Annotated in this window: 22 protein-coding genes; 4 read left to right on the top strand and 18 right to left on the bottom strand. The window is 64.7% G+C overall.

Features of this window, described 5'->3' with window-relative positions:
* Positions 1-67: 67 nt before the first annotated feature.
* From ACNQS7_RS26325 to ACNQS7_RS26280, 10 genes are all read right to left on the bottom strand, one after another.
* Positions 68-1,615 (bottom strand): MCE family protein, encoded by a 1,548-nt coding sequence (locus ACNQS7_RS26325; protein ID WP_418014847.1) that lies wholly within the window; start codon positions 1,613-1,615, stop codon positions 68-70.
* Complete coding sequence (locus ACNQS7_RS26320) at positions 1,609-2,754, bottom strand: virulence factor Mce family protein (protein WP_418014846.1); 1,146 nt, start codon at positions 2,752-2,754, stop codon at positions 1,609-1,611. The genes ACNQS7_RS26325 and ACNQS7_RS26320 overlap by 7 nt, the downstream gene beginning before the upstream one ends.
* Positions 2,751-4,322: a virulence factor Mce family protein gene (locus tag ACNQS7_RS26315; protein ID WP_418014845.1), complete on the bottom strand. Its 1,572-nt coding sequence runs from the start codon at positions 4,320-4,322 to the stop codon at positions 2,751-2,753. The genes ACNQS7_RS26320 and ACNQS7_RS26315 overlap by 4 nt, the downstream gene beginning before the upstream one ends.
* Positions 4,319-5,740, bottom strand: a complete 1,422-nt coding sequence (locus ACNQS7_RS26310) for an MCE family protein (protein ID WP_418014844.1) — start codon at positions 5,738-5,740, stop codon at positions 4,319-4,321. The genes ACNQS7_RS26315 and ACNQS7_RS26310 overlap by 4 nt, the downstream gene beginning before the upstream one ends.
* Entirely contained in the window at positions 5,737-6,777 is a 1,041-nt protein-coding gene (locus ACNQS7_RS26305; RefSeq protein ID WP_418014843.1) for a virulence factor Mce family protein, read from the bottom strand. The genes ACNQS7_RS26310 and ACNQS7_RS26305 overlap by 4 nt, the downstream gene beginning before the upstream one ends.
* Positions 6,774-8,081, bottom strand: a complete 1,308-nt coding sequence (locus tag ACNQS7_RS26300; protein ID WP_418014842.1) for an MCE family protein — start codon at positions 8,079-8,081, stop codon at positions 6,774-6,776. The genes ACNQS7_RS26305 and ACNQS7_RS26300 overlap by 4 nt, the downstream gene beginning before the upstream one ends.
* Before the next feature lie 5 nt (positions 8,082-8,086).
* Entirely contained in the window at positions 8,087-8,947 is an 861-nt protein-coding gene (locus ACNQS7_RS26295; RefSeq protein ID WP_055578514.1) for an ABC transporter permease, read from the bottom strand.
* Between the two features lies 1 nt (position 8,948).
* On the bottom strand, positions 8,949-9,743 hold the full coding sequence (locus tag ACNQS7_RS26290) for an MlaE family ABC transporter permease (RefSeq protein ID WP_418014841.1): 795 nt from the start codon (positions 9,741-9,743) through the stop codon (positions 8,949-8,951).
* A gap of 469 nt (positions 9,744-10,212) precedes the next feature.
* Positions 10,213-10,884: a TetR/AcrR family transcriptional regulator gene (locus tag ACNQS7_RS26285; protein ID WP_418014840.1), complete on the bottom strand. Its 672-nt coding sequence runs from the start codon at positions 10,882-10,884 to the stop codon at positions 10,213-10,215.
* 159 nt (positions 10,885-11,043) lie between these two features.
* Positions 11,044-11,361 carry a hypothetical protein gene (locus ACNQS7_RS26280; RefSeq protein ID WP_418014839.1) on the bottom strand — a complete coding sequence of 106 codons (318 nt, stop codon included), beginning with the start codon at positions 11,359-11,361 and terminating at the stop codon, positions 11,044-11,046.
* Positions 11,362-11,667: 306 nt separating this feature from the next.
* Between ACNQS7_RS26280 and ACNQS7_RS26275 the strand changes: the two genes are divergently transcribed.
* Positions 11,668-12,015, top strand: coding sequence for a hypothetical protein (locus ACNQS7_RS26275; protein WP_418014838.1), 348 nt, complete (start codon positions 11,668-11,670; stop codon positions 12,013-12,015).
* A 49-nt stretch (positions 12,016-12,064) separates the two neighbouring features.
* Here the strand turns inward: ACNQS7_RS26275 and ACNQS7_RS26270 are convergent, their stop codons facing one another.
* From ACNQS7_RS26270 to ACNQS7_RS26260, 3 genes are all read right to left on the bottom strand, one after another.
* Positions 12,065-12,502, bottom strand: a complete 438-nt coding sequence (locus tag ACNQS7_RS26270) for a DUF4189 domain-containing protein (RefSeq protein WP_418014837.1) — start codon at positions 12,500-12,502, stop codon at positions 12,065-12,067.
* Between the two features lie 102 nt (positions 12,503-12,604).
* Positions 12,605-12,838 carry a hypothetical protein gene (locus tag ACNQS7_RS26265; RefSeq protein ID WP_418014836.1) on the bottom strand — a complete coding sequence of 78 codons (234 nt, stop codon included), beginning with the start codon at positions 12,836-12,838 and terminating at the stop codon, positions 12,605-12,607.
* A 488-nt stretch (positions 12,839-13,326) separates the two neighbouring features.
* Positions 13,327-13,542 carry a hypothetical protein gene (locus tag ACNQS7_RS26260; RefSeq protein ID WP_418014835.1) on the bottom strand — a complete coding sequence of 72 codons (216 nt, stop codon included), beginning with the start codon at positions 13,540-13,542 and terminating at the stop codon, positions 13,327-13,329.
* Between the two features lie 28 nt (positions 13,543-13,570).
* Here ACNQS7_RS26260 and ACNQS7_RS26255 point away from each other — a divergent pair, with 28 nt between their 5' ends.
* Complete coding sequence (locus ACNQS7_RS26255; protein ID WP_418014834.1) at positions 13,571-13,981, top strand: DUF305 domain-containing protein; 411 nt, start codon at positions 13,571-13,573, stop codon at positions 13,979-13,981.
* A 26-nt stretch (positions 13,982-14,007) separates the two neighbouring features.
* On the opposite strand, the gene ACNQS7_RS26250 is transcribed toward ACNQS7_RS26255, so the two are convergent.
* The 5 genes from ACNQS7_RS26250 to ACNQS7_RS26230 all read right to left on the bottom strand — a co-directional run bounded on the left by ACNQS7_RS26250 (position 14,008) and on the right by ACNQS7_RS26230 (position 18,890).
* The gene (locus tag ACNQS7_RS26250) at positions 14,008-15,234 is read right to left on the bottom strand and encodes an MFS transporter (RefSeq protein ID WP_418016156.1); all 1,227 of its coding nucleotides are present in this window, start codon (positions 15,232-15,234) and stop codon (positions 14,008-14,010) included.
* Between the two features lie 44 nt (positions 15,235-15,278).
* Positions 15,279-16,355: a PLP-dependent cysteine synthase family protein gene (locus tag ACNQS7_RS26245; RefSeq protein WP_418016155.1), complete on the bottom strand. Its 1,077-nt coding sequence runs from the start codon at positions 16,353-16,355 to the stop codon at positions 15,279-15,281.
* 211 nt (positions 16,356-16,566) lie between these two features.
* Positions 16,567-16,995, bottom strand: a complete 429-nt coding sequence (locus tag ACNQS7_RS26240) for a hypothetical protein (RefSeq protein ID WP_418014833.1) — start codon at positions 16,993-16,995, stop codon at positions 16,567-16,569.
* A 120-nt stretch (positions 16,996-17,115) separates the two neighbouring features.
* A complete protein-coding gene (locus tag ACNQS7_RS26235) occupies positions 17,116-18,249 on the bottom strand; it encodes a PPE family protein (protein ID WP_418014832.1) in 1,134 nt (377 codons plus the stop codon).
* A gap of 194 nt (positions 18,250-18,443) precedes the next feature.
* The gene (locus tag ACNQS7_RS26230) at positions 18,444-18,890 is read right to left on the bottom strand and encodes a hypothetical protein (RefSeq protein ID WP_418014831.1); all 447 of its coding nucleotides are present in this window, start codon (positions 18,888-18,890) and stop codon (positions 18,444-18,446) included.
* Positions 18,891-19,009: 119 nt separating this feature from the next.
* On the opposite strand from ACNQS7_RS26230, the gene ACNQS7_RS26225 reads away from it, so the two are divergent.
* Positions 19,010-19,378: a hypothetical protein gene (locus ACNQS7_RS26225; RefSeq protein WP_418014830.1), complete on the top strand. Its 369-nt coding sequence runs from the start codon at positions 19,010-19,012 to the stop codon at positions 19,376-19,378.
* On the top strand, positions 19,378-21,930 hold the full coding sequence (locus ACNQS7_RS26220) for a heavy metal translocating P-type ATPase (protein ID WP_418014829.1): 2,553 nt from the start codon (positions 19,378-19,380) through the stop codon (positions 21,928-21,930). The genes ACNQS7_RS26225 and ACNQS7_RS26220 overlap by 1 nt, the downstream gene beginning before the upstream one ends.
* Positions 21,931-22,048 lie beyond the last annotated feature (118 nt).

Below are 22,048 nucleotides of genomic sequence, written 5' to 3'. Positions count from 1 at the left end.
ATCTTCGCGCGCGACCGACACGGCCGTAGGTCTCCCACCCATTATATGACTGTACGTGCGGTCAGTGTCAACGCGGCGACAACATGCCCTGCCAGCCGTCGTCCCCGGTCCTGGTCGAGTTCTCGACGGCGTACCTGACCCCGTCAGGCCCGACCAGTTCACCCCGCTGTGGGCTGTAGACGGCCACCGGCGGTTCGTTCCCGGTGTAGACGCAGGGGTTGGGCTGCTGACCGTTGCACACCACGGTTCCCGAATTCGGCCGCGACAGCGGGTCACTGACCGGCGGAGGGGTTCCGGGCACCCGATCGGCGGGCGCCGGATTCATACCGTTGTTGATCGACGGTGCGGGGACCACCTGTCCGGGCTTGACCGGCTGGTCGCAGCGGGCCGCGGCCGCCGGGCAGGTCAGGATCTGGTTCGGGTCGCCGTACCAGGGGTTGGTGCCCATCGGCTCATAGGGTTTCGAGTCGCGGCACTCGCGCGGCGTCGCGGCGCGTTTACCCGGCACATCGACACAGGGCAGGTTGCGCGCCCCGCGCACGGCGTTGGCGGGGGTGTCCTGCGGGATTTTGCAATACGTTCCGGACGGCATCGGCGCCAGGCTGGTGTCCGCCGGTGACCGCCACTGCGGTGCGGGCAGGAAACCCGTCAGACACGGCGGCGGCTGATTGATGGTCAAATGCGTACCGAGAGAGGCGAATCCGGGAAACGCCGACGTCACCGTCTGCCCCTCGGACGCGCCCTGCGGGTAGGCGACCAGCAGCTGCTCCACCCCCTTGTGGTAGCGCTTGAGCATTTCCAGCACGATCTCGAGATTCGCCAGTGTCTGCGGCAGTGATTCGCGTACGTCGTTGAACACCGCGTTGACCAGATCGGTGGTCGGTGTTGCCTGGTTCAGGATGCTTCGCACGTGCGGGTCGTTTTCCGCCGCCTGCGCGGCCAGCGTGTCCAGGTTGTGGGACCAGCGCCCGATCGCGTCACCCGACTCGACCTGGCTGTCGATCACGGGGCCGGAGTTCTGGATGATGTCGTCGATCTCGGTGAGATTGGCTTTGAAATCGCCGGCGATGGCCTGGGTCGCATCGACGAGTCGCTGTAGCGCGGGGCCCAATCCACCTACGGCTTGGGCTGTTTCGTCGAGAATGGCCGGGATCTTGCCGGCGGGAAGGGCGGCCAGCCCGCGGTTGGCCGCATCGAGCGCCGGCCCGATCTCAGAGGGCACGGTGCCTTTGGTGATGGTCTGTCCCGGTGAGAAATATCTGCCCGGATTACCCGACGACACCAGGTCCAGATACTGCTCACCGACCGCCGACATGGAACGTACGTTCGCCGATGCGTCGATCGGAATCTTGAAGCGGTCGGCGACGCTCATCCTCACCAACGCGCCGTTCTCGGTGGGCTCGACGGAGGTGACCGTGCCGATGGTCTCCCCGCGATAGGTCACATTGGCCGTCTTGTACAGACCACCGGAGGTGGGCAGGGTGGCGTTCAGCGTGTACTGGCCGATGCCTGCCGCGGTGGGGATCCGTAAGTAGTACCAGCCCAACGCAACTGCGGTAACCAGACTCAAAAGGGTGAACAAGAATATCTGGCGCCAGATGAAACGGGTCAGCATTGCCGGTCCGCCCTTTCGACCAGCGGGCCACCCGGAGCGTCATTGGGGTTCGGGGTGTACCGGACGTCGGGGATCATCGTTTCCGGGTCACGGCCCCAGGATTGCTCGAGTGCGCGCAGCGCTCCGGAGAAACCCGTCCCGGTGAGGACCGCGTTGTCGACGGCGCTCATGGTGAGGTCGAGTGTGAGCGACAGATTGTAGTAATCGCCGCGGAACGCCTTGGGCACGGAGTCGACATCGAACGGCCGGACCAGCATCAGCTTGAGCGCCTTGATCAGATATGGTGCGGCACGGCCGAACTCCCGCAACGGACACTGCAGTGCCACCAGGTCCTGGTGCAGATCGCCCCGCGACGGAGACAGGTACTGGTCGGCAACCTCGCCGAGACGCCCCACCGAGTCCACCGCATTGATCAGCAGGTTCTGCTTGTCCGCGAAATGCCGAAGCAGCGGCGGAAATTCAGTGAACACGCGGTCCAGCACGTCCGAACGATGACCGACGTAGGTCAACAGGCGGTCGCTGGAGTCGATCGCCCTGGTGATGTCGTCGCGTTGCTCATTGAGTCGGGCGGTGAACGTGTCGAGTTTGCCCAGGAAGGCCCTGATCTCGTTGGCCCGGCCATGCAAGATGTCGTAGACCTCGTTCTGCAACACCTCCACGTTCGGCACTCCACCCCCGCGCAAGATCATCGCGAGACTTGCCAGCGTCTGCTCGGTCGTCGGATAGGTCGACGAATTCTTCAGTGGGATAGTGTCGCCCGGGCGCAGCGGCTCGGGAGATGGATCCGGTGGCGCGGCCAGCTCGATGTGCTGTGAGCCCAGCAGGCTGGTCTGCCCGATCTTGGCGGTGGCGTTCCGGGGTAGTTTGACGCCCTTGTCCAGGCGGAGCGTCAGGGTGGCGACCCAGTTCTTCAATTGGATCGAGCGAACCGTGCCGACGAACACGTCGGCGACCCGGATCCGGCTGTTGGTGTTGAGCGCCAGGGTGTCGGCCATCTGCACGTAGACGGTGTAGGAGCCCGACCCCGATCCCGGACCCCCGGGCATCGGAATATTGGCCACCCCACGCCAATCCGCGCACGACACCAGCGCCAGCGTCGACAGGAACAGGACCAGTCCCTGGCGGATGCGGGTTTTCACGAGCCCGCCCCGCCCGCTACGGCCGCCTCCGCGGGCAGCGGCGGACCGGGAAGCGTGACCGGTCCGGGTACCACCCCCGGCCCCGGCGGCGGCGGCGGGATCGGCACCTGCGCCTGCAGGCCGACCGGCGGCAGCACCGGGTACTCGTCGTAGGCGTTCGGCGGACCCGGCGGGGTCTGCAGCCCGGACTGCGGGGGCGCGATGTCGGTGCCGCCCATCAGTTCTGCCAGCGACTCCGGGGTCAGCAGTCCCGCCGTGATAGGCCCCACCTGAGCGCCCTGCATGCCCGGCGCGACCACCCAGCCGTGCTGGGTGTTGCGGTGCGACAGCGGGGTGTCGGGCACCCAGATTCCGGGCACCGTGGTGTCTTTGTACCCGTTCGGCGGCTGCAGACGCGGCTCGGAGTAGGCGACCTCCTTGGGCAGCGTCTCGGCCGTGCTGAACAGGTTCAGCCCGACCGGGAGATAGTTGAACTTGATCGCATCGAGCACCGGTGCCAGGTACTGCGCGCACAGTTCCGCCGAGTCCTGATAGCCCAGCCGGCTCCCGGCCTGAATCATGCTGCACATGAACTGCATCGGGTTGGCGAAGTTCGGGATAGCCGGGATCGACATGACCGCGCCGTGTGACGGGTGGTAGATCTGGCTGAGGTTGGTTTCCAACGTCGGCAGTACGTGCAACGCGGTTTCCAAGCCGTTCAGCGGCTCGGGTTGAACCAGCGTGGTGGTTAGGGTGGCCAGGTTTCCGACGTCCTGGGCGAGCACCTCACGGTTCTCGGTCAGGAACGGTCGCAGCGTGGCGAGCAGGCCGTCGAACTGCTGAATGGCGTCGGCAAGCGCGCGGTCAGAACTGGTTAATTTGTCGGTGAATTGGGCCAGGTTGGTGTTCAGCGCGACGAACTGCTTGTCGTCCTTGTGCAGGGCGTTGACGAACCGCGCCAGGCTGCGCACCACCGCGAAGAAGTCACCACGACCTTCGTTGAGGGCGGTGAGCGCCCGAGACAGGCTGTCCAGTGTCGTGTTGAACTGCTTGCCCTTACCGGCCAATCCATCGGCGAATGACTCGATCAGGTCACCGAACGGCCCCTTGGGCTGCTCGGGTGTCGGACCCAGCTTGTCGATGATGTTGGCGACGCTGGCGCGCAGTTCATCCCACTCGGTCGGCACCTGTGTGCGCTCGATGGGAATCACCGCGTGATCGGCCATCACCGGGCCGCCTTTGTAGGGCGGCTCGAGCTGAATGCTGCGGGATGCCACCAGTGTCGGGTTCACGATGACCGCGGACGCGTTGGCGGGCACCTTGTACTTGTTGGCGTAGTGAAACGTCACCTTCATCTTGTCGCCGGCCGGCTCGATGGAGTCGATGGAACCGACACGGACGCCCATGATCTGGACCTTGTCACCGGAGTACAACGCGATCGCCGCGGGCAGGTAGGCGACCACGGTGTTGTTGCTCATCTTCTGGTAGAACTGCCACCCGACGAACGCGGCGACCAGGCCTACGATCACGGCCAGCGTGGCGATGACGTTCCGCGGCCGCGGCTTGCGAAAAGTGAAACCGTTGCTCAACTCTGGCCTCCCGTCGTGCCTTCGGTGCGCGCCCCGGGCGGCGCGTTGGGCGGTAGCGGCACCGGAGTGCCGGGCACGTCCGGCGGGGCCTCACCAGGCCGCCCGGCGATCGGGATTCCCGGTGTCGGGGGCAGCCCGTTCGGGTTCGGCGGCGAGGCCTGCACGTCGAGCGGGGCCGGGAAACTGCCGCCGAACGGGCCGACGTCAACGCCGGCGCAGGGCAATGGATTCCACGGGCGCGGCAGCGCGTCCGGTGCCGGCGTGTACGAGCACGCCGATCCCGGCGGGACGGCCGGACCCGGATGCTCCGGGGTACCTTCGAGCACCTGAGGCGCGGGTGGTGGTGCGCCATTGGGGAACCGGGTGCCGTTGGGATCGGGGAAGCGGAAGGCGGGCAGTCCGGTACTGCGCCAGAACTCTTCCGGGTCCAGACCGCGCTCCTTGAACGCGGCATCGACGAACGGCTGCAGCATCCAGTACGGAAGCAGGTTGGACAGGACGATCTTGAAATACGGTCCCGACGCGACGGACTCGCCCAGCGATGCCGCGAATGAGCTTACGAAAGTGAGGGTTTGAGCCAGGTCGTCTTTACGCTGGACCAGTACGTCGGTGAGGGTGTGCAACTGCTCCAGCGCCGCGTTCAAGTTCGGGTTGTCGTTGATGAACCCCTTGATCTGAGCCGCGACACCCGAAATGTTCCGCAGCAGAGCGTCGATGGCCCGGCCGCGTTCGTTGAACGCGACGAGCAGCGCCTTGGCGTTGACCAGCAGCCGGTTGATCTGCTCGCTGCGGTCCCCGAGAACGCTGGCCACCTTGTTGGCTTGCGCGAGCAGATGTTTGATCTCGTCATCGCGCTTGCCGATGGTGTCGGAGAACCTGGCCACGCCGTCGAGCGCGGCACTGATGTGCGGGTAGGTCTGATCGATGGTCTCAGACAGCACATTCAGCGATTGCTTGACGGTGTCGATGTTCCATCCCGTTGCAGCCCTGACGATGTCGAAGTTCGCGTCGTAAAGCTGGTAGGGCGTGGTGCTCTGGCCCAGCGGGAGCACGCCCCCGGGCCGCAGGACTTTCGTCCCCCGCGGCTCGATCTCGAGCACCTTCTTGCCCAGGATGGTGTCGGTCTTGATTGCCAACCGGCTTTCGGTGCCGATGGTGTTGCCGCCGATGGAGAATTTGATGAGGACGTGGTCGCCCTCGACGTCGATGCTCTCCACTTTGCCGACATTGACACCGGTGATGCGCACCTTGTCGTTCTTGTTCAACTGACCCGATTCGGTGAATTGCCCGTAGTAGGCCGGGGCGGCGAACATCATTGGGACGCTGGTGAAACTCTGGCCGACAAGGACGACGAGCACCAGCACCGTGATGCCCATCAGCCCTACCCGGTTGCGGTTGAATTCGGTGAGCGTCCTCATTGGGGCGTGCACCTGCCGGTGGGCTGCTTCCAGATCCGGACCGTGCGAACCGGGCCGCCGCCCTGCAAGCCGTTCCACCGGATCGAGAGGTCGCAGACGTAGAAGTTCACCCAGTCGCCGTAGAGACCGATGCTGCGTCCGATCAGGTTGAGCGCGGTGGGGGTCTTGTGGATGAGGTCGCTGAGCTGGTCGCGCTGATCGATGAGCGGCTGTTGGAAGGCCTGCAGGTAGTTGATCTCCTTGTGCAAAAACGCGCGATTGTCCGCCAGCAACTCGGACACCGTTCCGGCGGCGTTGCTGATGTTGGCCAGGCCCGCCGCCAGCGGGTCGGCGTGGTTGCTCAGACCGGTGATCAACCTTTCAAAGTTGTCCACCGTTTCGTCGAACTCCTGGCGGTGCCGGACGGTGGTGTCCAGGACGATGTTGAGGTTCTTGACGACCTCACCAATCGCCTGGTCGCGTTCGGCGATGTGCGAGGTCAACTGTGCCGTCTGGTCAAGGATGTCGTTGATGGTTCCGCCTTGACCCTGAAAGACGGTGACGATGGCGGAGGCGATGGTGTTGACCTTGTCCGGTTCCAGAGCCTTGAAAAGCGGCTTGAATCCACCGATCAGAGCGTCGAGGTCCAGGGCCGGTGAAGTCCGGGACAGCGGGATCAATCCGCCCGCCGGCAGTATCTGGTCTGCGCCGTCACCCATGCCTCGTTTGAGCTCGACGAAACGATTCCCGAGCAGGTCGAGGTAGCGGATCTGCGCGGTGGTCGACTGGTACAGCTGGATCGAGCGGTCGACGGCGAAGTCGACCCGCACCCGGTTGCCACCGTCGATCAGGTTTACAGATTTGACCTTGCCGATCTCCACTCCGGAGGCGCGCACGAACTGGCCGTCCTTCAGGCCGCTGCCGTTGGCGAACTCCGCGGAGTAAGTGTTGGTACTGGTGAAACGCATCTGCGCGAACACCACGACGATCGACACGACGATCAGGAAGAGCACCAGCGAGACGATGCCGAGTTTGATTGCGCTACCGGTGATTTTCATGGGTTGATCGTGTTGTCCCCGACTTGGCGGCCCCATACGTACTCGAGTGCGTATGGCGAACCGGTGTCCACGTGGTTGTACGGTGCGAGGCTGGCGCCGGTGTCAACCACCAGGCTCGGGGCCGGCCAGAAGTCATGGTTGATCGGCTGCCAGCAGCCCGGCGCGCCGCCCGGCCCACCACGGGCGTTCACCCGCGGAAGATTCTCCGGATAGGTATAGGGATTCGGCGCTCCACCGACCAACCCGGCCACACCCAGCAGTCCCTGCGAGAGCACTGCGCCGGTCAGCCCCGGCAAGGTCAGGATGCCGCCCAAACCGGACGTCAATTCAGTCATCGTCTTCAGTGCGTAACCGTTACCACCGCCCGTCGTCTCATACGCCGCAGGCTCGGCGTCGTGGTAATTCCTTATCGTGCAGAATATTTCGGGACTGTACGTGTCGAACAGCTGGGCGGTGGGGAGCAGGTCCGAGATGCCGCGCTGCAGATAGGGCCCACCGCGCTCGAAGATCTCCGCACCGGTGTTTCCCATGCCGGCCGCAGCTAGCAGCGCGGAATCCAATTCGGCTTCCTGCCCGTGTAACGTGCGCGCGGTGACCACCGCGTGATTCAGCGCGTCGAACAGATCCGGCGCCGCGTTGTTGTAGGTGTCGGCCAGGGCGGCGAGCTGTTGAATGTCGTGACGCACCTGCGGCATTCGTGGGTTGACGTCGTCAAGGATGGCGTTGGCGTTGATGATCGACTGCCCGACCTTGTCCCCCAACCCGGTCAGAGCCTGCGCGGCCGCGGACAGCGTCAGGTTCAGCTTGACCGGGTCGACCTTCTCTGCGATCGCGGTGAGCGTCTCGAACAGCGTATTGAACTCGGTCGTCACCGACCGCGCATCGATCTCCTGCTTTGATGAAATCCGCTGCGGTGTCGGATTCTTCGGCGACGTGAGGGAGACGAACTTATTACCGAAGACGGTGGTGGCCTTGATATTGGCCTCTACGTTGGCCGGGATCAGCCTGATGTAGTCCGGATTGACTTCCATAGAGAACTTGGCGACCGGCACGCCGTCGCGCTGGATCTCCGAAATGTTGGTGACACGACCGATTTCCACCCCGTTGTAGGTGACCTTCGATCCCGGGTCCATCACCAGGCCGGCCCGAGGGGCCACCATCGTCAAGGGGGTCTTCGGCGTCAGCTTGCCCCGGAACTGAAACCAGACGAAGCCCAGCACCACCGAGAAGACCACCAGGAACGCCACCGCCGCCGTCTTGTAGGGCGGGATGCGTGGCGGATTCTCCTTCACCGGCATGGTCATATCGGCTACACCGTGAGGTTGAAGTTCGGGTTTTTGCCGTAGACCGCCATCGCGGTCAGCACCACCACGACGACGATGGTGATCAGCGACAGCCGCATCGACCGGCCCACGGCCTCACCGACGCCGACCGGCCCGCCGTGGGCGGTGTAGCCGTAGTAGGAGTGAGTCGTCATCACGACCACCGCGACCAGGATCACCTCGGCGAACGACCAACCCACGTCGTTGAGGCGCAGGAAGGTGTGGAAGTAGTGGTTGTAGGTGCCAGCGGACTGCCCGTACAAGAAAACGGTGGTGACCTGCGTGGACACGAAGGCCATGGTGATGCCCAACGCGTACAGCGGCACGATCACGATCAGACCCGCCACCACCCGGGTGGACGCCAGGTAAGCGACCGACCTGACACTCATCACTTCCAGCGCGTCGATCTCTTCGCTGATGCGCATGGCACCCAGTTCGGCGGTGGCGCCGGCGCCAACGGTGGCTGCCAGCGCCTGACCGGCGGCCACCGGCGCCACGAACCGGACATTGACCATGGCGGCCAGGAAGCCCGTGAAGGCCTCGACACCGATATTCCCCAGCGACGCGTAGCCCTGGATGGCGACCAACGAACCCGCGGAGAGTGTGATGAAACCGACGATGGCGGCCGTCCCGCCGGCCACGGCCATCGCGCCGGTACCCATACCCATCTGGGCGACCATCCGCACCAGTTCCTTGGGGTAGCGGCGCAGGGCGAACGGGATCTGGGCGACCGCGGTCACCGCGAACCAGACCATCTGGCCGAGCTCCAGCAGCACCTTGGCCGGCACTTCCCCGTAGCGACCGAGGTTTGCTCGGGGCCTCCTGAGATATGTTGCGGCAGTGGCCATATCAGCGTCCCGTTCCGAATCTGACGCCGATCGTGGTCAGCGCCGCGTTGACCGCGAACAGCGCGATGAAACACAACACGACCGTCTCGTTGACGGCCGTGCCCAGGCCCTTGGACCCGCCGCGGACGATCAGCCCGCGGTAGCAGCCGACCAACCCCGCGATCAGCCCGAAGGTCGCGGCCTTGATGTTCGCGATCACCACTTCGGGCAGGCCGGTGAGGGCGGTCAGGGTGGACAGATAAGCACCGCTGGAGACGTTCTGCAGGTACACGCTGAACAGGTAGCCGCCGCCCAGTCCGACGGCGATCACCAAGCCGTTGAGCAGCACGGCGACGATCGTCGATGCGACGACGCGGGGGAGAACCAGGCGGTGGATGGGGTCGATGCCGAGCACCTCGAGCGCGTCGATCTCCTCACGGATGGTGCGCGCCCCGAGGTCGGCGCAGATGGCCGTGCCCCCGGCGCCCGCCACCACCAGCACCGTCACGATCGGCCCCAGTTGAGTGACCGCGCCGATCCCGGCGCCGGCCCCGGAGACGTCGGCCGCACCGAACTCAGCCAGCAGGACGTTGAGTGTGAAGATGAGCAGCACGGTTTCGGGGATCGACACCGCGATGGTGGGTAGCAGCGACACCCGCATCAGGAACCAGCCGATCCAAATGAACTCGCGCCACTCGAACGGCCGTTTCAGGGCTTTGGCGGTCAGCACGCACATCCGGAAGAACCCGCCGGCCACTTCGGTGCCCGGCCGGATCTTGCTGCCCACCCGGCCGGCGATCGTGTGTGAGGCGGTCATCGGCATGGACTCCAGGCGGCGACCGGCGGGGCGGCTTGGTGAAACCATTTTCGGTTGCGGGACAGCATTTCTCGACTCCCGGTAGGGCGGTGCGTAGCAGCGGTTCCACCGTTCGGGCGCAGTACATGGTCGGGTTGACCGGCAGTCCCGGTCCCCACCCTTCGGCTCCATGCCGCCCGCGATTGCGCCACGGCGCAACTATGGCATTAGACCGTACGTGCAGTCAACAGATTGCAAAATCTCGATGATGTGCCGGCTGCTGCTTGCTTCGGCGCGGATCTCCCACCGCTGGCGCCTACCGGCTTTGAGCTGGGAATTTACGCTACTTCGATGTTCACCGGGTGCACTGACGTCGTGGCGGTGCAGCCTCCGGTACGGCGGGTCAGACTATACGTACAGTCAGCATCCATTTGCACGGCTGGCCGCGACCAATTCTCGACGCGCCCAGTAGGATTCGGCTTGTTCCCGGTCAGTGCGAGCCCGCGGTGACCGCGCTGAGACACTCGCGCACCACCGAGACGACGTCCGACGATGGACTGGCCCATTTGTTCAGCCCCAGCCGGTCCAGCAGCAGTCCGCCGAGGAATACGTCCACGAATGCGGCGCCCACTCGTTCGGGCGTCCGGGAGTCGTTGGGGTCAAACCACACCCACATCCACTCGAGCGATCCCCAGAGCTGTAGTGCCGCGAGATCGACGTCGACACTTCGGAATACGCCGCACTCCACCCCGTTGCGAATCTCATCGATGGTGAGTGCCTGCAATTGGTGGCGCAACTTGCGCACCTGCTGCATTGCCGGATCGTCCGCCAACTGCACCACTTCCCGCTGGCTCGCCACCGTCGCGTCGCGGGCCATCACCTGCAGCAGTGCGGACGTGAAAATGATGGCGGCGATGCGCTCGTGCGGGGCAGCCACCCGATCCCACACCATCTGCAACACGTCGAGCTGGCTTGCCAGATGGGCTTCGGTCAGCTCCCGGAGCATCTGCGCCTTGGTGCCGAAGTGGTGAACGATGGTGCCCTTGGACATTCCCAACTCATCGGCAATATCACCGATATTTGTTCTCTCATAACCACGTTCGGCGACGTAGCGGACAAACGCGTCGAGAATCTCGCTACGTCTGCCAGGTGATCTGGGCATTTGACACCTTCGGCGTAGACTAACCGTACGAACGGTCTATCATAACCATCGCCGCCTGAACATCCCCCCAACGACATCCGCCTCATCGCCGGCGCACGGTGCGATCCGGCGTGTACTCACACGCCGCCCGCGACGAGTTCCGAGTCGGAACTCGGTGATCTACAAAGCCTGCAACGGCCTGCTGCGGCTGCTCGTGTCCGGTGCGGTGACAACGAACATGTTCGCACCGGGAGCCGCCTTGATCTCCCCGGCGGTGTACATCGTCATGAGTTCTCGGCCATCGCTGTCGGCGACGCACACATAGGTGTCGGTCTCAGGGTCGTAGTCGAAGCTGTCCCAAGCCAACAGGAACGCCAAGCAGTTGCCGTCGCGATCTGCGACCACGAGCTTGTGCGCGCCAGACTTCTTGAGTAGCTCCGCATCCTGCGTGCGCCGCTGAGAGACCCCGTTATTGTGCATCGGTACGCTATTCAACATCTCTGTGCTCCCTTAGCGAGGTTGTCTCCGTCACGCCGGGGCACTGCGACAAATCCCGACCTGGCGGTGTGTCGGACATTACCCCGCAATACCGGCCGCTACCAGGGCATTAAGGCCCCTGTCAAGGGGTCGTTGGTTGCTACATCGCCGGTGGAACGAATGTTCCGCCAGTCATGCCTGATGCAGATCACAGTTCGCGGCAGCCGTCTACAAGATGCTGCATTTGCTCTGACGTAGAAGTGGGTAACCAGGCCACTAGCGCGACGGCGCAGGTTGTATCAACCAACACACGGAAGGGGTCTCGATATGGCTCGTCAAGAAGGTGGCCGCTGGGATGTCGGCGTCGAGAACAACGCGGTCCACGTTGAGCGGATCTCCGACGACGACGAGCAATTGTTTGAAGATTCGTTGACGTCCGACGAGGCCCGCGCCTTGGCTGGGCTATTGACGAAATACGCCGACAAACTCGATGCCGCGAAGGACTCGGCCGATTCTGGCGACGACGAGGACGACGAGGACGACGAAGACGACGAAGACGACGAAGACGACGAAGACGACGAAGACGACGAAGACGACGAAGACGACGAAGACGACGAAGACGACGAAGAGGACGAAGAGGACGAAGATTCCGCGAAGTCGACGTCGTCGGATTGAGCCGAGGACGTCGACATCACGGTGTCGGTCGCGCTCTACCTGCGTTCGCTTAGTTGCAGACGGAGTTGACGACCTTTCCGCCCCCGAGCCTGTTCAACGCATCCTGCTCGGCCGCTTGTCGTGAAAGTCCCGTTCCACCTTGGTAATTCGCTCCGTCAGAGGCTACCGCACCACACAGGTTAAAACTGATAATCACCCTGCAGTCTTGTTCACCGCACTGTGCCAATGCGACTTGTTCTGCTTGAGATTTGACCTGATAGCCCCGCGATGTGCCCCAGGCACCGGTAGTCGGAGAGTATGCGATGGCGCCGTAACGCATCACGTGCGGCACGGGCATTTCGTTTGCCATGCCCATCTCGGAAATTGCGGCGTTGTCGAGGTTGGCGCTCACCTGAGGAACCAGCGGAAGCACCAAGATCATCAGACCCGCTGTCGCGCCGAGGGTGGTGGCCGCAAACCCGATTTGCTGCCGGCGTTTCTTGTTCATTTTCCGACTCCTTTCCGAAGTCTGAACCGGCCGGATTCGGCTCCGGGCCGAGTTTGAGGTGACACCGCTGGCACCAAATCGGCTACGCGGCGACAGGTTTGACTAGGAGTGTGGCGCCGGCGTTGTCGATGGGTGCGGCTCCATGGAGGTTCCCGGGCCCATCATGCCGGGCCGCATACCGCCGCCGGATCCCATCATCGGACAGCTGCTCTCCCCCATGCCGCCGCCGGATGACCGGTGCCCGCCGTTGGGGCCGTCGGTGGCCCGCCCCAAGAAGAATCCCCAGAAGAAGATCACGGACACGATGAAGACGGTGCCGGCGGCAATTGCGACCACGGACCAGATTTGGTCGACCCTGCTCGGGCGGCCAGAAGGATCCGCGTGGGAAGGCTGTGCCGGTGCGACCGGCGTTTCGCTGGGCTCAGGTGTTTGCGTCATACTTAGGAATACTGCCACCCTATACCTATGGGGGGTAGGGACCAAAGTCACACATTCAGCGTGCTCACCGCTCACACGCCCGCCGGGCCACCCGGGCGCAGACTCTTCGTCGCGCTTTATTGCCACGGTACCAAGTTATTTCATGCAAATCATCCGCAGGTATTCGCCGCATCGCGGGACCACTGGCGGACCCGTGCCGTTCGCCACGCCAGAGGTGCGGGTGGTTTCTACGTCGGTACGCCAGGGCACCGCTGGCACTGCGGGAAGCGACCGAACACGCGAGGCTCTGCGAGATGCTCTCTTCTGCAGAATGTTTGGACGCACGTGGGCTGGGTGGGCACGCCACACGGCGTTCCGGAGACGCAGAGCAGCAGTATGATTTATACCTATACCAGGTATATATCGTGGTACCAACGAAAGGACATCAGCGTGAGCAGGGGAAAGTCACTGACCGGCGCCGCGGCCGCGGTTGCGGCGCTCTTGGCATTGACCTCATGTAGCAGCCCGGGCAACCAGGCTGGCACCACCTCGGCCCCTGGGTCGTCCAGCGCGGCGAGCTCGCAAGCGCACAATGCCCGGGACGTCACGTTCGCCCAGAGCATGATTTCTCACCACCGGCAAGCCATCGAAATGAGTGACATCATGCTCGGCAAACAAGGCATCGATCCTCGGGTGATCGACCTAGCTGTCCGGATCAAGGCCGCCCAAGGGCCAGAGATCCAACAGATGCAGAGTTGGCTGACGCGGTGGGGGCAGCCGACGAGTCCGTCGATGCCGGAGATGTCGCCTCACGGCGACATGCCCGGGATGGGCGGGATGATGTCCGAACCGGACATCCAAGCGCTCAGGGATGCTCAGGGCGTTGCCGCCAGCAGGCTTTTCCTCACTCAGATGGTGCAGCACCACCAGGGCGCAATCGCCATGGCCCAAGACGAAATCAAGTCGGGTCACTTCTCCCCTGCCATCGCGCTGGCGCACTCGATCGCCACCGACCAGCAGCAGGAGATCAACACCATGCAGGCCACGGTGAGTTCGCTGTAGCGGGTCACCGGGTAGAGGTTGACTCGTCACTGCGTCACTGGCTCGTCTTCAGTACTCACCGCCACCCTCTGCGGCCGAAGATGCCTGCCCGAGTCCAGGCGTTGCAGCGCCAGAGCGGCGAGGATGCCGACGATGGTCAGTCCCGCCCAGACCAGCTCCTCCATGCCCGCTCGCCGCGCCGCGCCCATGAGTGCGCCGGTAGCCAGGTTTCCGAGCATTATTCCGACGCCGATGACGGTGTTGTAAAAGCCGTAATGCGTGGCCAGCAGGCGACCTCCGGCCAGTCTCATGACGGTGTCCATCTCGAAGGGGAAGACGGCGGCCGAACCGATGGCAAGCATGACCGCCGACCACAGCAGGGTGGCGACGGCCGCTATCGTCCCCAAGCGCGTGGAATTGGGTATCAGTGTCAGCGGCACGAATGCCGCTGCCAGAACGGTCAAGCCGACCGTCAGGCTGCGCCCGGGTCCCCACTGCTCGGCGAACCAACTCGTGATGCGCATCTGCCCGGCGACGGCGACAAGAGCTGAAAGAACGAAAATCGCTGCCACCAATGAGGATTGATGACCGGGTGAGAGGATAGCCGCCTGCATCGGCAAAGCGAGATAAACCTGGAAAGACAACACGTAAGAGCCGATCATCGCCGCCGCGAAGAGCAGGAACGACCGATTGCTGACGACCGATCGCCAGTCATCGAGAATGGTCACTTGCGCGGGTGCGGGATCGGCGCGGTGGGGAGGCAGCGCGAAGAGTTGCGCTGCGGTGAGTACCGCGAAAACCGCCGCGGCGGCGGCAGCCGTGAGCCGAAAATCAATGGTGAGCAACATAATTCCGACCAGCGGGCCGATCAGGATGCCCGCCTGGTAGAAGACGTTGAACACCGCGAACGCCTCGACTCTGCGTTCACCGGCCTCAGCGGCCAGATAGGCACGCACCGCCGGATTGAACAGTGCGCCGGCGAAACCGGTGGCCGCTGACGCCATGAGTACCGCGGGTAGCGAGTGGGCCACGACCAGCAACGCGAATCCGCCGGTGCGCAGCAGACAACCGACCACGATCAGCGGTTTGTAGCCGAGGCGATCGGCAAGGGTTCCCCCGACGATGAACATCCCCTGCTGGGAAAAGTTCCGCACTCCCAAGACCAACCCGACCGCCCACGCTGCCATCCCGAGAGGGCCGGCAAGATAGTCGGCCAGATACGGCATTAGCATGTAGAAGCCGACGTTGATCCCGAATTGGTTGATCATCAGCATCCGGCTGGGCCAGTCGAAGCTGCGGAACTGTGCGATGAACTTCACTACCGCATCACCGGATCGATCACCGCGGCGCACCGCGTCCACGACTGCACCACCCGGTCGGACGGTTTGGCGATGACCGCCGGTTCGGTCGGCGGCGCCACGTCAAGCAGATCGTGCTGGCGGCAGTAGTCGTCGTTGTAGATGGTGTCGAAGTAGCGCAAGGGCCCGTCGGGGAAGATCGCGGCGACGCACGTTCCAGCCGGGTGAGTGCGGGCGGCCCATCCAGCGACCAGCGCTACCGCGCCGACACTCCACCCGCCACTGGAGTAGTAGGTGCTCGCGAGTGTGCGAGCGGCCCAGACCGCCTCTGCCGGAGCCACCCAATGCACTTCCGCGAAAGCGGGGTAGTCGACATTGCGCGGATAAATGCTCGAACCCAGCCCACGCATCAACCGCTTTGCTGCCGCCGGTTGCCCGAAGATCGTCGAGCCGACGGTGTCGACCCCGATCAATTTGAGGTCCGGGTTGAAACGGCGCAATACCCGGGCTACTCCCGCCGAATGACCGCCGGTTCCCACCGAGCAAACCAGGACGTCGACCTTGCCCAACTGGTCGACGAGTTCGTAGGCCAGCGGCCGGTACGCCTCGACATTGTCGGGGTTGTTGTACTGATCGGGGTTCCAGGCCCGCGGATCGGCGGCCATCAGTTCGGCCACCCGGTCCTTGCGGGCCTGTTGCCATCCCCCGGATGGATGTGGCTCGGTGACCAAATCGACTTCCACCCCGTATGCCGCAAGCATGCGCTGCACGATCGGCTCCATGCCGGGGTCGGTGACCAAGGTGACCGGGTGGCCGTACACCTGCCCAGCTAGCGCCAGCCCCAAACCCAAGGTTCCGCTTGTTGATTCGACAATCCGAGCGCCCGGCCGCAAGTCTCCCCGCGCTCGTGCGCATTCGACCATGTGCAGCGCGGGGCGGTCCTTGATCCCGCCGGGGTTGTTGCCCTCCAGCTTGGCCCAGAAGCCGCGGTCGTCGGTGCCGAACGGGGCCCCGACCCGCAGGACCTGGGTATTGCCCACCAAGGCTCGCGTCTGGCGATTAGTGGCGGCGGTGGGAGCGCATCTCTCGGAGTTCACATGGGACGCTGTTCGCCGCCCCGCAATCGAGCGCCAGGAGTGGTACCGCTCGGCGGAATCACTCGACAGCTCGAAACGCTCGCAGCTTTCCAAGGCCAGAAGATTGTTCATTGATCGTCACTTTCGCCTGTGGCCACCTCGGGTGGCCTTGATGTCGGTCGGCTGTCATCGGGTCGCGGTGCTCAATGCACGACGACCGGACGCTGAACGATCAGCGACGAGCTACGCAGAAACGTGTCGAAATATCTTGCCCGACGAGCACAGAGGCGAGCGCGCACGGCGGCCCGCGACCCGCCGGGGTGACCAGACTGGCCAGCATCGTGGTGATCGCGACAACCGCGGCCGCGGCGCCGAGCTGAATCAGGGTGGTCGACGAACGCGGCAGAACCGCGGTCGCGACTTCGTTGTGAGAGTGCGCGAATGCCCCGTTGAGCAGGTGCGCATGGTTGGTATTCACCGAGGCTTCGCCACCCAGCGAGGACAGCAGAGCATGCGGCGGGTGCGGTGCGTGTGTCTCGGAACGCAGCATGGCGGAGTGCCCGAAGAGGAGAACCATCAGCATCACGACGACCGCGGCGGCCGATGAACGCCAACGCGGCTGCTTACCGAAGGCCCAGAATTTTCGGCTCGAAATTGGCACGGGCGCCATCACCTCGCCGACCGCCCATAGTACCCCATACCCCCAGAGGGTACTCTAGGAATCGGGCTGCTACAACCAAGGCGCGGTTGCGGTTTGGTCGCGTGACGCGGCTCCATTCCGCTATCCGATGGCCGGCCAGCGCGGGACCATCGCTGGCCGTTCCAGAAATCGGGGGTCAGGCACAATGCCGGCTACACCCCGTCCGGTTGAACCCGCCAACGGCAACCCGCCCAACATGCTTCCCGGCCCGGCGGTGGCAGCCACAGTAGCGCTCGGGCTGGTGGTCGCCAACGCAGCCGCTGCCCGGGCCGGAATGGCGGTAGTCCAGGTCTGTGGTACCGACAGCGCCCCGACCAGGCCCGCTCGGCCCACACCTGCCGACACTGCCGCGCCGCCGTCCGCCAGCCCGGTCAGGCCCGGTCCGAGTTCCCCGGAAGTCATCCCGCCGGCGATTGCCGGCGCCAGTGCTGCGGTGGCCGCCGGAATCAGACCTTTCAGTTTTTCCGCGGAGGACAGGCCGGCACTGGCAATCCAGGCGGTTGAGCTTGTCACCGACAGCAGCGGAGTAACCGAACTCAGCGCAGACCCTGACAGCAGCGGCGAGGCGAGTTGCTGCAACGCCGTCGGCAGCGCCGAGGTCAGCTGACCGAGCACCGCCTGCACGTCCGTCACGGCGGAATTTCCGGCCGTTTGTGCCATAACGGCGCTCTGCCGGGCTAACCCCGACAGGTTGACGGTCTGCTGCGGTGAGGTGAACGGTTTCAGCGTTGATGCGGCCGCGGAAGATCCGGCATAGCTGTACATCGCCGCGGCATCCTGGGCCCACATCTCGGCGTACTGGGCCTCGGTGGCCGCCATCGCCGGAGCGTTCTGCCCGAAGATGTTGGCAGCGACAAGTGCCATCAATAGGGCGCGGTTCGCCGCAACGACCGGTGGGGGCACCGTCGCCGCAAGCGCCGCCGCGTAGCACCCCGCGGCTGCCCGGGCCTGATCGGCGGCCTGCTCGGCTTGGGTGGCCGTCGTGGTCATCCATGCCACGTACGGCGCAACCGCTGCGGCCATCGACGCCGATGCCGGGCCGTACCATGACAAGGCGCCCAGTTGGGAGACGACGGCCGCGTATGAGGCTGCCGCCGAACTCAACTCAGCCGCCATTTCTTGCCAAGCGGTCGCGGCGGCCAGCATCGGCGCCGAGCCGGGGCCGCTATACATTCGAGCGGAGTTGATCTCCGGTGGAAGGATTCCGAAGTCCATAACAGTTCCCTTCACGGGCGACCGTTGCTGCCGGGGGCCCTGCGGTGCGGGGGAAACGGGTTCCGGGCACCGATGCCACCATGCGCATCAGGCGGTCATCGCTTCGTGGGGCCGCGACGCGGAGCGCGCGGACATTGACGTGGGCCAGATTCACCGGCCGTCGCGGCATCCCGCCGCGGCCGGAGATTGACCGGTCAGCGTCGAGCGAGGCAGAACAGGGTCAGCAAATCTCGACCGGATCCGACAGCAGCCGGCGAACCCGGCGGGCCGCGTCCGGCAGGTCCCAACAGTTTCGCCGGCCGATCCTTGACGAGCAGTCCCACCAGAACGACGCCGAGCAACATCCAAGAGGCGTGAGGCGACTTGGGAAGTGCGGCGGTCGCCAGGAGTTTGGACGACTTACAACTCGACTTGCCGTCGACGAACAGCGCGTGATGTGTGGTGTCTGCGGCCTGCGGGCTCGCTGACAACAGCAGCGGCGCAGCAAAATGAGACGACTGGGATGGGGAGCGCAACGGAACGCAGTGTCCGATCACCGCCAGCAGCGCCACCGCGGCCGCCACTACGGCGAAAAACAGTAACTGCGCAGGCTTGTAGGCCCCGACACGTCGGACATCCGACCACGTTCGGACAGGACCCATACCCCAGCAGGGTACAGCATGCCGCAGGTGTTCCCAACGAGTAACGGCCATCCGCCTCGGCGACTTTCGGCTTGATGCAGGTGACCTTGGTCCCTACCCCTCAGGGGTATAAAGGCGGGATGGTGTCAACACGTCGGTCGATCGGCCGGGAAACACGGGCGAACGGGGTGAGCACGGTGGCTTCGGGATATGGGCAGGTGGCCAGTGGCCACTGGGTCGCGGTCGCGATCGGTGCCGCTGAACTGTTGATCCTTTGTACGGTAGCCGTTACCGGTATGCGGTTTGAGCCGCGGCGGCGTCATGCGATCGCCGCGCTGGTCTCGGCCGTTCCGCAACCCGGTGATGCGCTGGGTGAAGCCGCGGGTCCATCGCGCCGGTGCTGGGGCCTGATCGCCGAGGCTGTGATCGCCCGCGAACGGATGTCCGGGCACATCGATGCCGCCACCTATCAGGCTCGGATGAGCGCCCTAGTAACGAGGAGTTCGTGATGTCGAACATCGATGTTGCCGTACTGGCCGGCGCAGCGCTGGCAATCGCGGGGCTGGCGTGGTACTTCTTTGCGCCGCGCCGCGCTCACGCCAGCGCGGTCAGCGACGGATTGCAGCGGGCGCGGATCACCATCCGCGGCGGCTACAGCCCGAGCATCGTCCAAGTGCGACAAGGCATTCCGGTGGAGATCAAATTCGACCGCCAGGAAACCGGGGATTGCAGCTCGGTGGTGGTGTTTCCCGACCTGCAACTGTCGGCCGCCCTGCCTGCGCATCAGACAACCACCGTCACCTTCACTCCACAACACGCGGGATCGTTCGGCTTCTCCTGCAGCATGAACATGATCCACGGCACGCTGGTGGTGACCCCCGGTGACCCCGGCGCGCCACCCCCCGATGCCGACGATCGCGAGACGGCAACGGCGCACGCGAGTTCCGGCGTCGCTGACGCTGCGGCCGCCGATACCGAAGCCGCTCAATCGCGGGAGCGCCGGGCCGAGATCGCCGACCTGACGCGGCGCGTCGCGATCGGCGCGGTACTCACCGCACCCGTGCTGTACGCCGTGATGACCCATCCGCTGGGTGCCCGCTGGGTGCCGGAGGTGTTGCTCAACCATTGGGTGCAGTTGGCGTTGATCACCCCGGTGATGTTCTACGTCGGCTGGCCGATCCACCGGACCGGCTGGCTGGCGCTGATTCACCGCAGCGCCGACATGAACAGCCTGATCACGCTCGGTACGGGCGCGGCGTATGGCTACAGCCTTCTCGTCACCGTCGCCTCGACGGCCCTGCCGCCCGAGGTTCGCGATGTGTATTTCGAAGCCGTGGGAGTGATCCTCACCCTCATCATGCTGGGCCGGCTGCTGGAAGCCCGCGCCAAAGCCGGTACGGGCGAGGCTATTCGGGCCCTGCTAGGCCTGCAGGCTCGCACCGCGCGCGTCGTGCGCGGTGACGCTGAGATCGAGATCCCGCTCGAACAGGTGGTGGTCGGCGACGAGATCCTCATCCGCCCGGGTGAGAAGATCCCGGTCGACGCCACCGTGACGTCGGGACAGTCCGCCGTCGACGAGTCCATGGTGACCGGTGAATCGATGCCCGTCACCAAACACGCCGGTGACACTGTGATCGGCGCGACCGTCAACACCACCGGCTCGTTGCGGGTACGCGCCGCCAAGGTGGGTGCCGACACGATGCTTGCCCAGATCATCCGCATGGTGCAGCAGGCGCAGGCGTCCAGGGCTCCGATCCAGCGGCTTGCCGACGCGATCTCGGCTTACTTCGTGCCCGTCGTGATGGCAATAGCCGTTGGCACTTTCGCGGTCTGGTTCGTCGCCGGTCCACCGCCTGCCTTGACGCAGGCGCTGGTGGCGGCGGTGGCCGTGCTGATCATCGCCTGCCCGTGCGCCCTGGGGCTGGCGACTCCGCTGTCGATCATGGTGGGCACCGGCAAGGGCGCCCGTGCCGGCATCCTGATCCGATCGGCGCAGGCGCTGGAGACCGCGCACAAACTTGACACCGTCGTCTTGGACAAGACCGGGACCATCACCGCGGGCAAGCCGGCGCTCACCGATGTCCAAGCGTTGCCGACCGTGGGAGAGAACGAACTGCTCGCGCTGGTCGCTGCCGCCGAAGCCGACAGCGAACACCCGATCGCCGGCGCGGTCGTCGCGGGAGCCCGAGATCGCAGCCTGGCAATCCCCACGCCGACAGAGTTCATCTCGATCACCGGCAAGGGAGTCCGGGCGACCATCGACGGCCGCGTCGTTCTGGTCGGGACCCCGACGTTGCTGGCTGAAAACGAGGTACCGACAACAGAACTCGAGCAGATCAGCACAAGCCTCGCCGCGGCCGGCAAGACTCCGATACTGGCCGCGGTCGACGGTCAGCCCACTGGCGTGATCGCGGTCGCCGATGTCGTCAAGGTCGATTCGGCGGCGGCCATCACCGCCTTGCGCAAGCTCGGCCTGCAGGTGGTGATGATCACCGGCGACAACGCCCGGACCGCGGGCGCCATCGCACGAGAGGTGGGAGTCGAGCGGGTACTGGCCGAAGTCTTGCCCGAACACAAGGCCGACGAGATCCGCCGGCTGCAGTCCGAGGGTCGCAGAGTGGGCATGGTGGGCGACGGCATCAACGACGCGCCGGCCCTGGCCCAGGCTGACGTCGGTCTCGCGATCGGAACCGGCACCGACGTTGCCATCGAAGCCGCGGACATCACCTTGATCTCCGGTTCTCTGGCCGGAGTTGTCGCCGCGATTCGTCTGTCCCGCGCCACCATGCGCAACATCCGGCAGAACTTGTTCTTCGCCCTGATCTACAACGCCATCGGCATACCCCTGGCAGCGGGCCTGCTGTATCCCCTGATGGGGATGCGCCTGTCGCCGATGATAGCCGCGGCGGCGATGGCGCTGTCATCGCTGTCCGTTGTCGGTAATGCCAACCGACTGCGCGGCTATCGGAATGAGCCGCTGCCTGCCGCGGAAGCGTCGACGATCGATCCGCAGGTGGAAACCCATGCCGCTCAACAGCAGTTGATCGCTCACCACTGCTGACGGGGTACACCCTAAAGCGGATCGAGTACCCGGGCGGGGTAGTTAGGATAGTCGGATCCGGCATCGGTGCCGCGTGCCAACCGACGCAGCCAACCGGCCCGACGAACCTTGGAGACTT

Origin of the sequence: Mycobacterium sp. 23, from assembly GCF_048287075.1 — a bacterium.
Classification (GTDB): domain Bacteria; phylum Actinomycetota; class Actinomycetes; order Mycobacteriales; family Mycobacteriaceae; genus Mycobacterium; species Mycobacterium gordonae_B.
This window is presented reverse-complemented; position numbering and strand designations above follow the sequence as displayed.

Bases quoted from the DNA above. Each gene is read 5' to 3' on its own strand.
- ACNQS7_RS26275 (WP_418014838.1), top strand. From the start codon at position 11,668: ATGGCTCGTCAAGAAGGTGGCCGCTGGGATGTCGGCGTCGAGAACAAC.
- ACNQS7_RS26230 (WP_418014831.1), bottom strand. From the start codon at position 18,890: ATGGGTCCTGTCCGAACGTGGTCGGATGTCCGACGTGTCGGGGCCTAC.
- ACNQS7_RS26250 (WP_418016156.1), bottom strand. From the start codon at position 15,234: ATGCTGATGATCAACCAATTCGGGATCAACGTCGGCTTCTACATGCTA.
- ACNQS7_RS26225 (WP_418014830.1), top strand. From the start codon at position 19,010: ATGGTGTCAACACGTCGGTCGATCGGCCGGGAAACACGGGCGAACGGG.
- ACNQS7_RS26270 (WP_418014837.1), bottom strand. From the start codon at position 12,502: ATGAACAAGAAACGCCGGCAGCAAATCGGGTTTGCGGCCACCACCCTC.
- ACNQS7_RS26325 (WP_418014847.1), bottom strand. From the start codon at position 1,615: ATGCTGACCCGTTTCATCTGGCGCCAGATATTCTTGTTCACCCTTTTG.
- ACNQS7_RS26305 (WP_418014843.1), bottom strand. From the start codon at position 6,777: ATGAAAATCACCGGTAGCGCAATCAAACTCGGCATCGTCTCGCTGGTG.
- ACNQS7_RS26280 (WP_418014839.1), bottom strand. From the start codon at position 11,361: ATGTTGAATAGCGTACCGATGCACAATAACGGGGTCTCTCAGCGGCGC.
- ACNQS7_RS26220 (WP_418014829.1), top strand. From the start codon at position 19,378: ATGTCGAACATCGATGTTGCCGTACTGGCCGGCGCAGCGCTGGCAATC.
- ACNQS7_RS26310 (WP_418014844.1), bottom strand. From the start codon at position 5,740: ATGAGGACGCTCACCGAATTCAACCGCAACCGGGTAGGGCTGATGGGC.
- ACNQS7_RS26235 (WP_418014832.1), bottom strand. From the start codon at position 18,249: ATGGACTTCGGAATCCTTCCACCGGAGATCAACTCCGCTCGAATGTAT.
- ACNQS7_RS26290 (WP_418014841.1), bottom strand. From the start codon at position 9,743: ATGACCGCCTCACACACGATCGCCGGCCGGGTGGGCAGCAAGATCCGG.
- ACNQS7_RS26295 (WP_055578514.1), bottom strand. From the start codon at position 8,947: ATGGCCACTGCCGCAACATATCTCAGGAGGCCCCGAGCAAACCTCGGT.
- ACNQS7_RS26300 (WP_418014842.1), bottom strand. From the start codon at position 8,081: ATGACCATGCCGGTGAAGGAGAATCCGCCACGCATCCCGCCCTACAAG.
- ACNQS7_RS26260 (WP_418014835.1), bottom strand. From the start codon at position 13,542: ATGCTCTGGGCGAACGTGACGTCCCGGGCATTGTGCGCTTGCGAGCTC.
- ACNQS7_RS26255 (WP_418014834.1), top strand. From the start codon at position 13,571: ATGAGTGACATCATGCTCGGCAAACAAGGCATCGATCCTCGGGTGATC.
- ACNQS7_RS26285 (WP_418014840.1), bottom strand. From the start codon at position 10,884: ATGCCCAGATCACCTGGCAGACGTAGCGAGATTCTCGACGCGTTTGTC.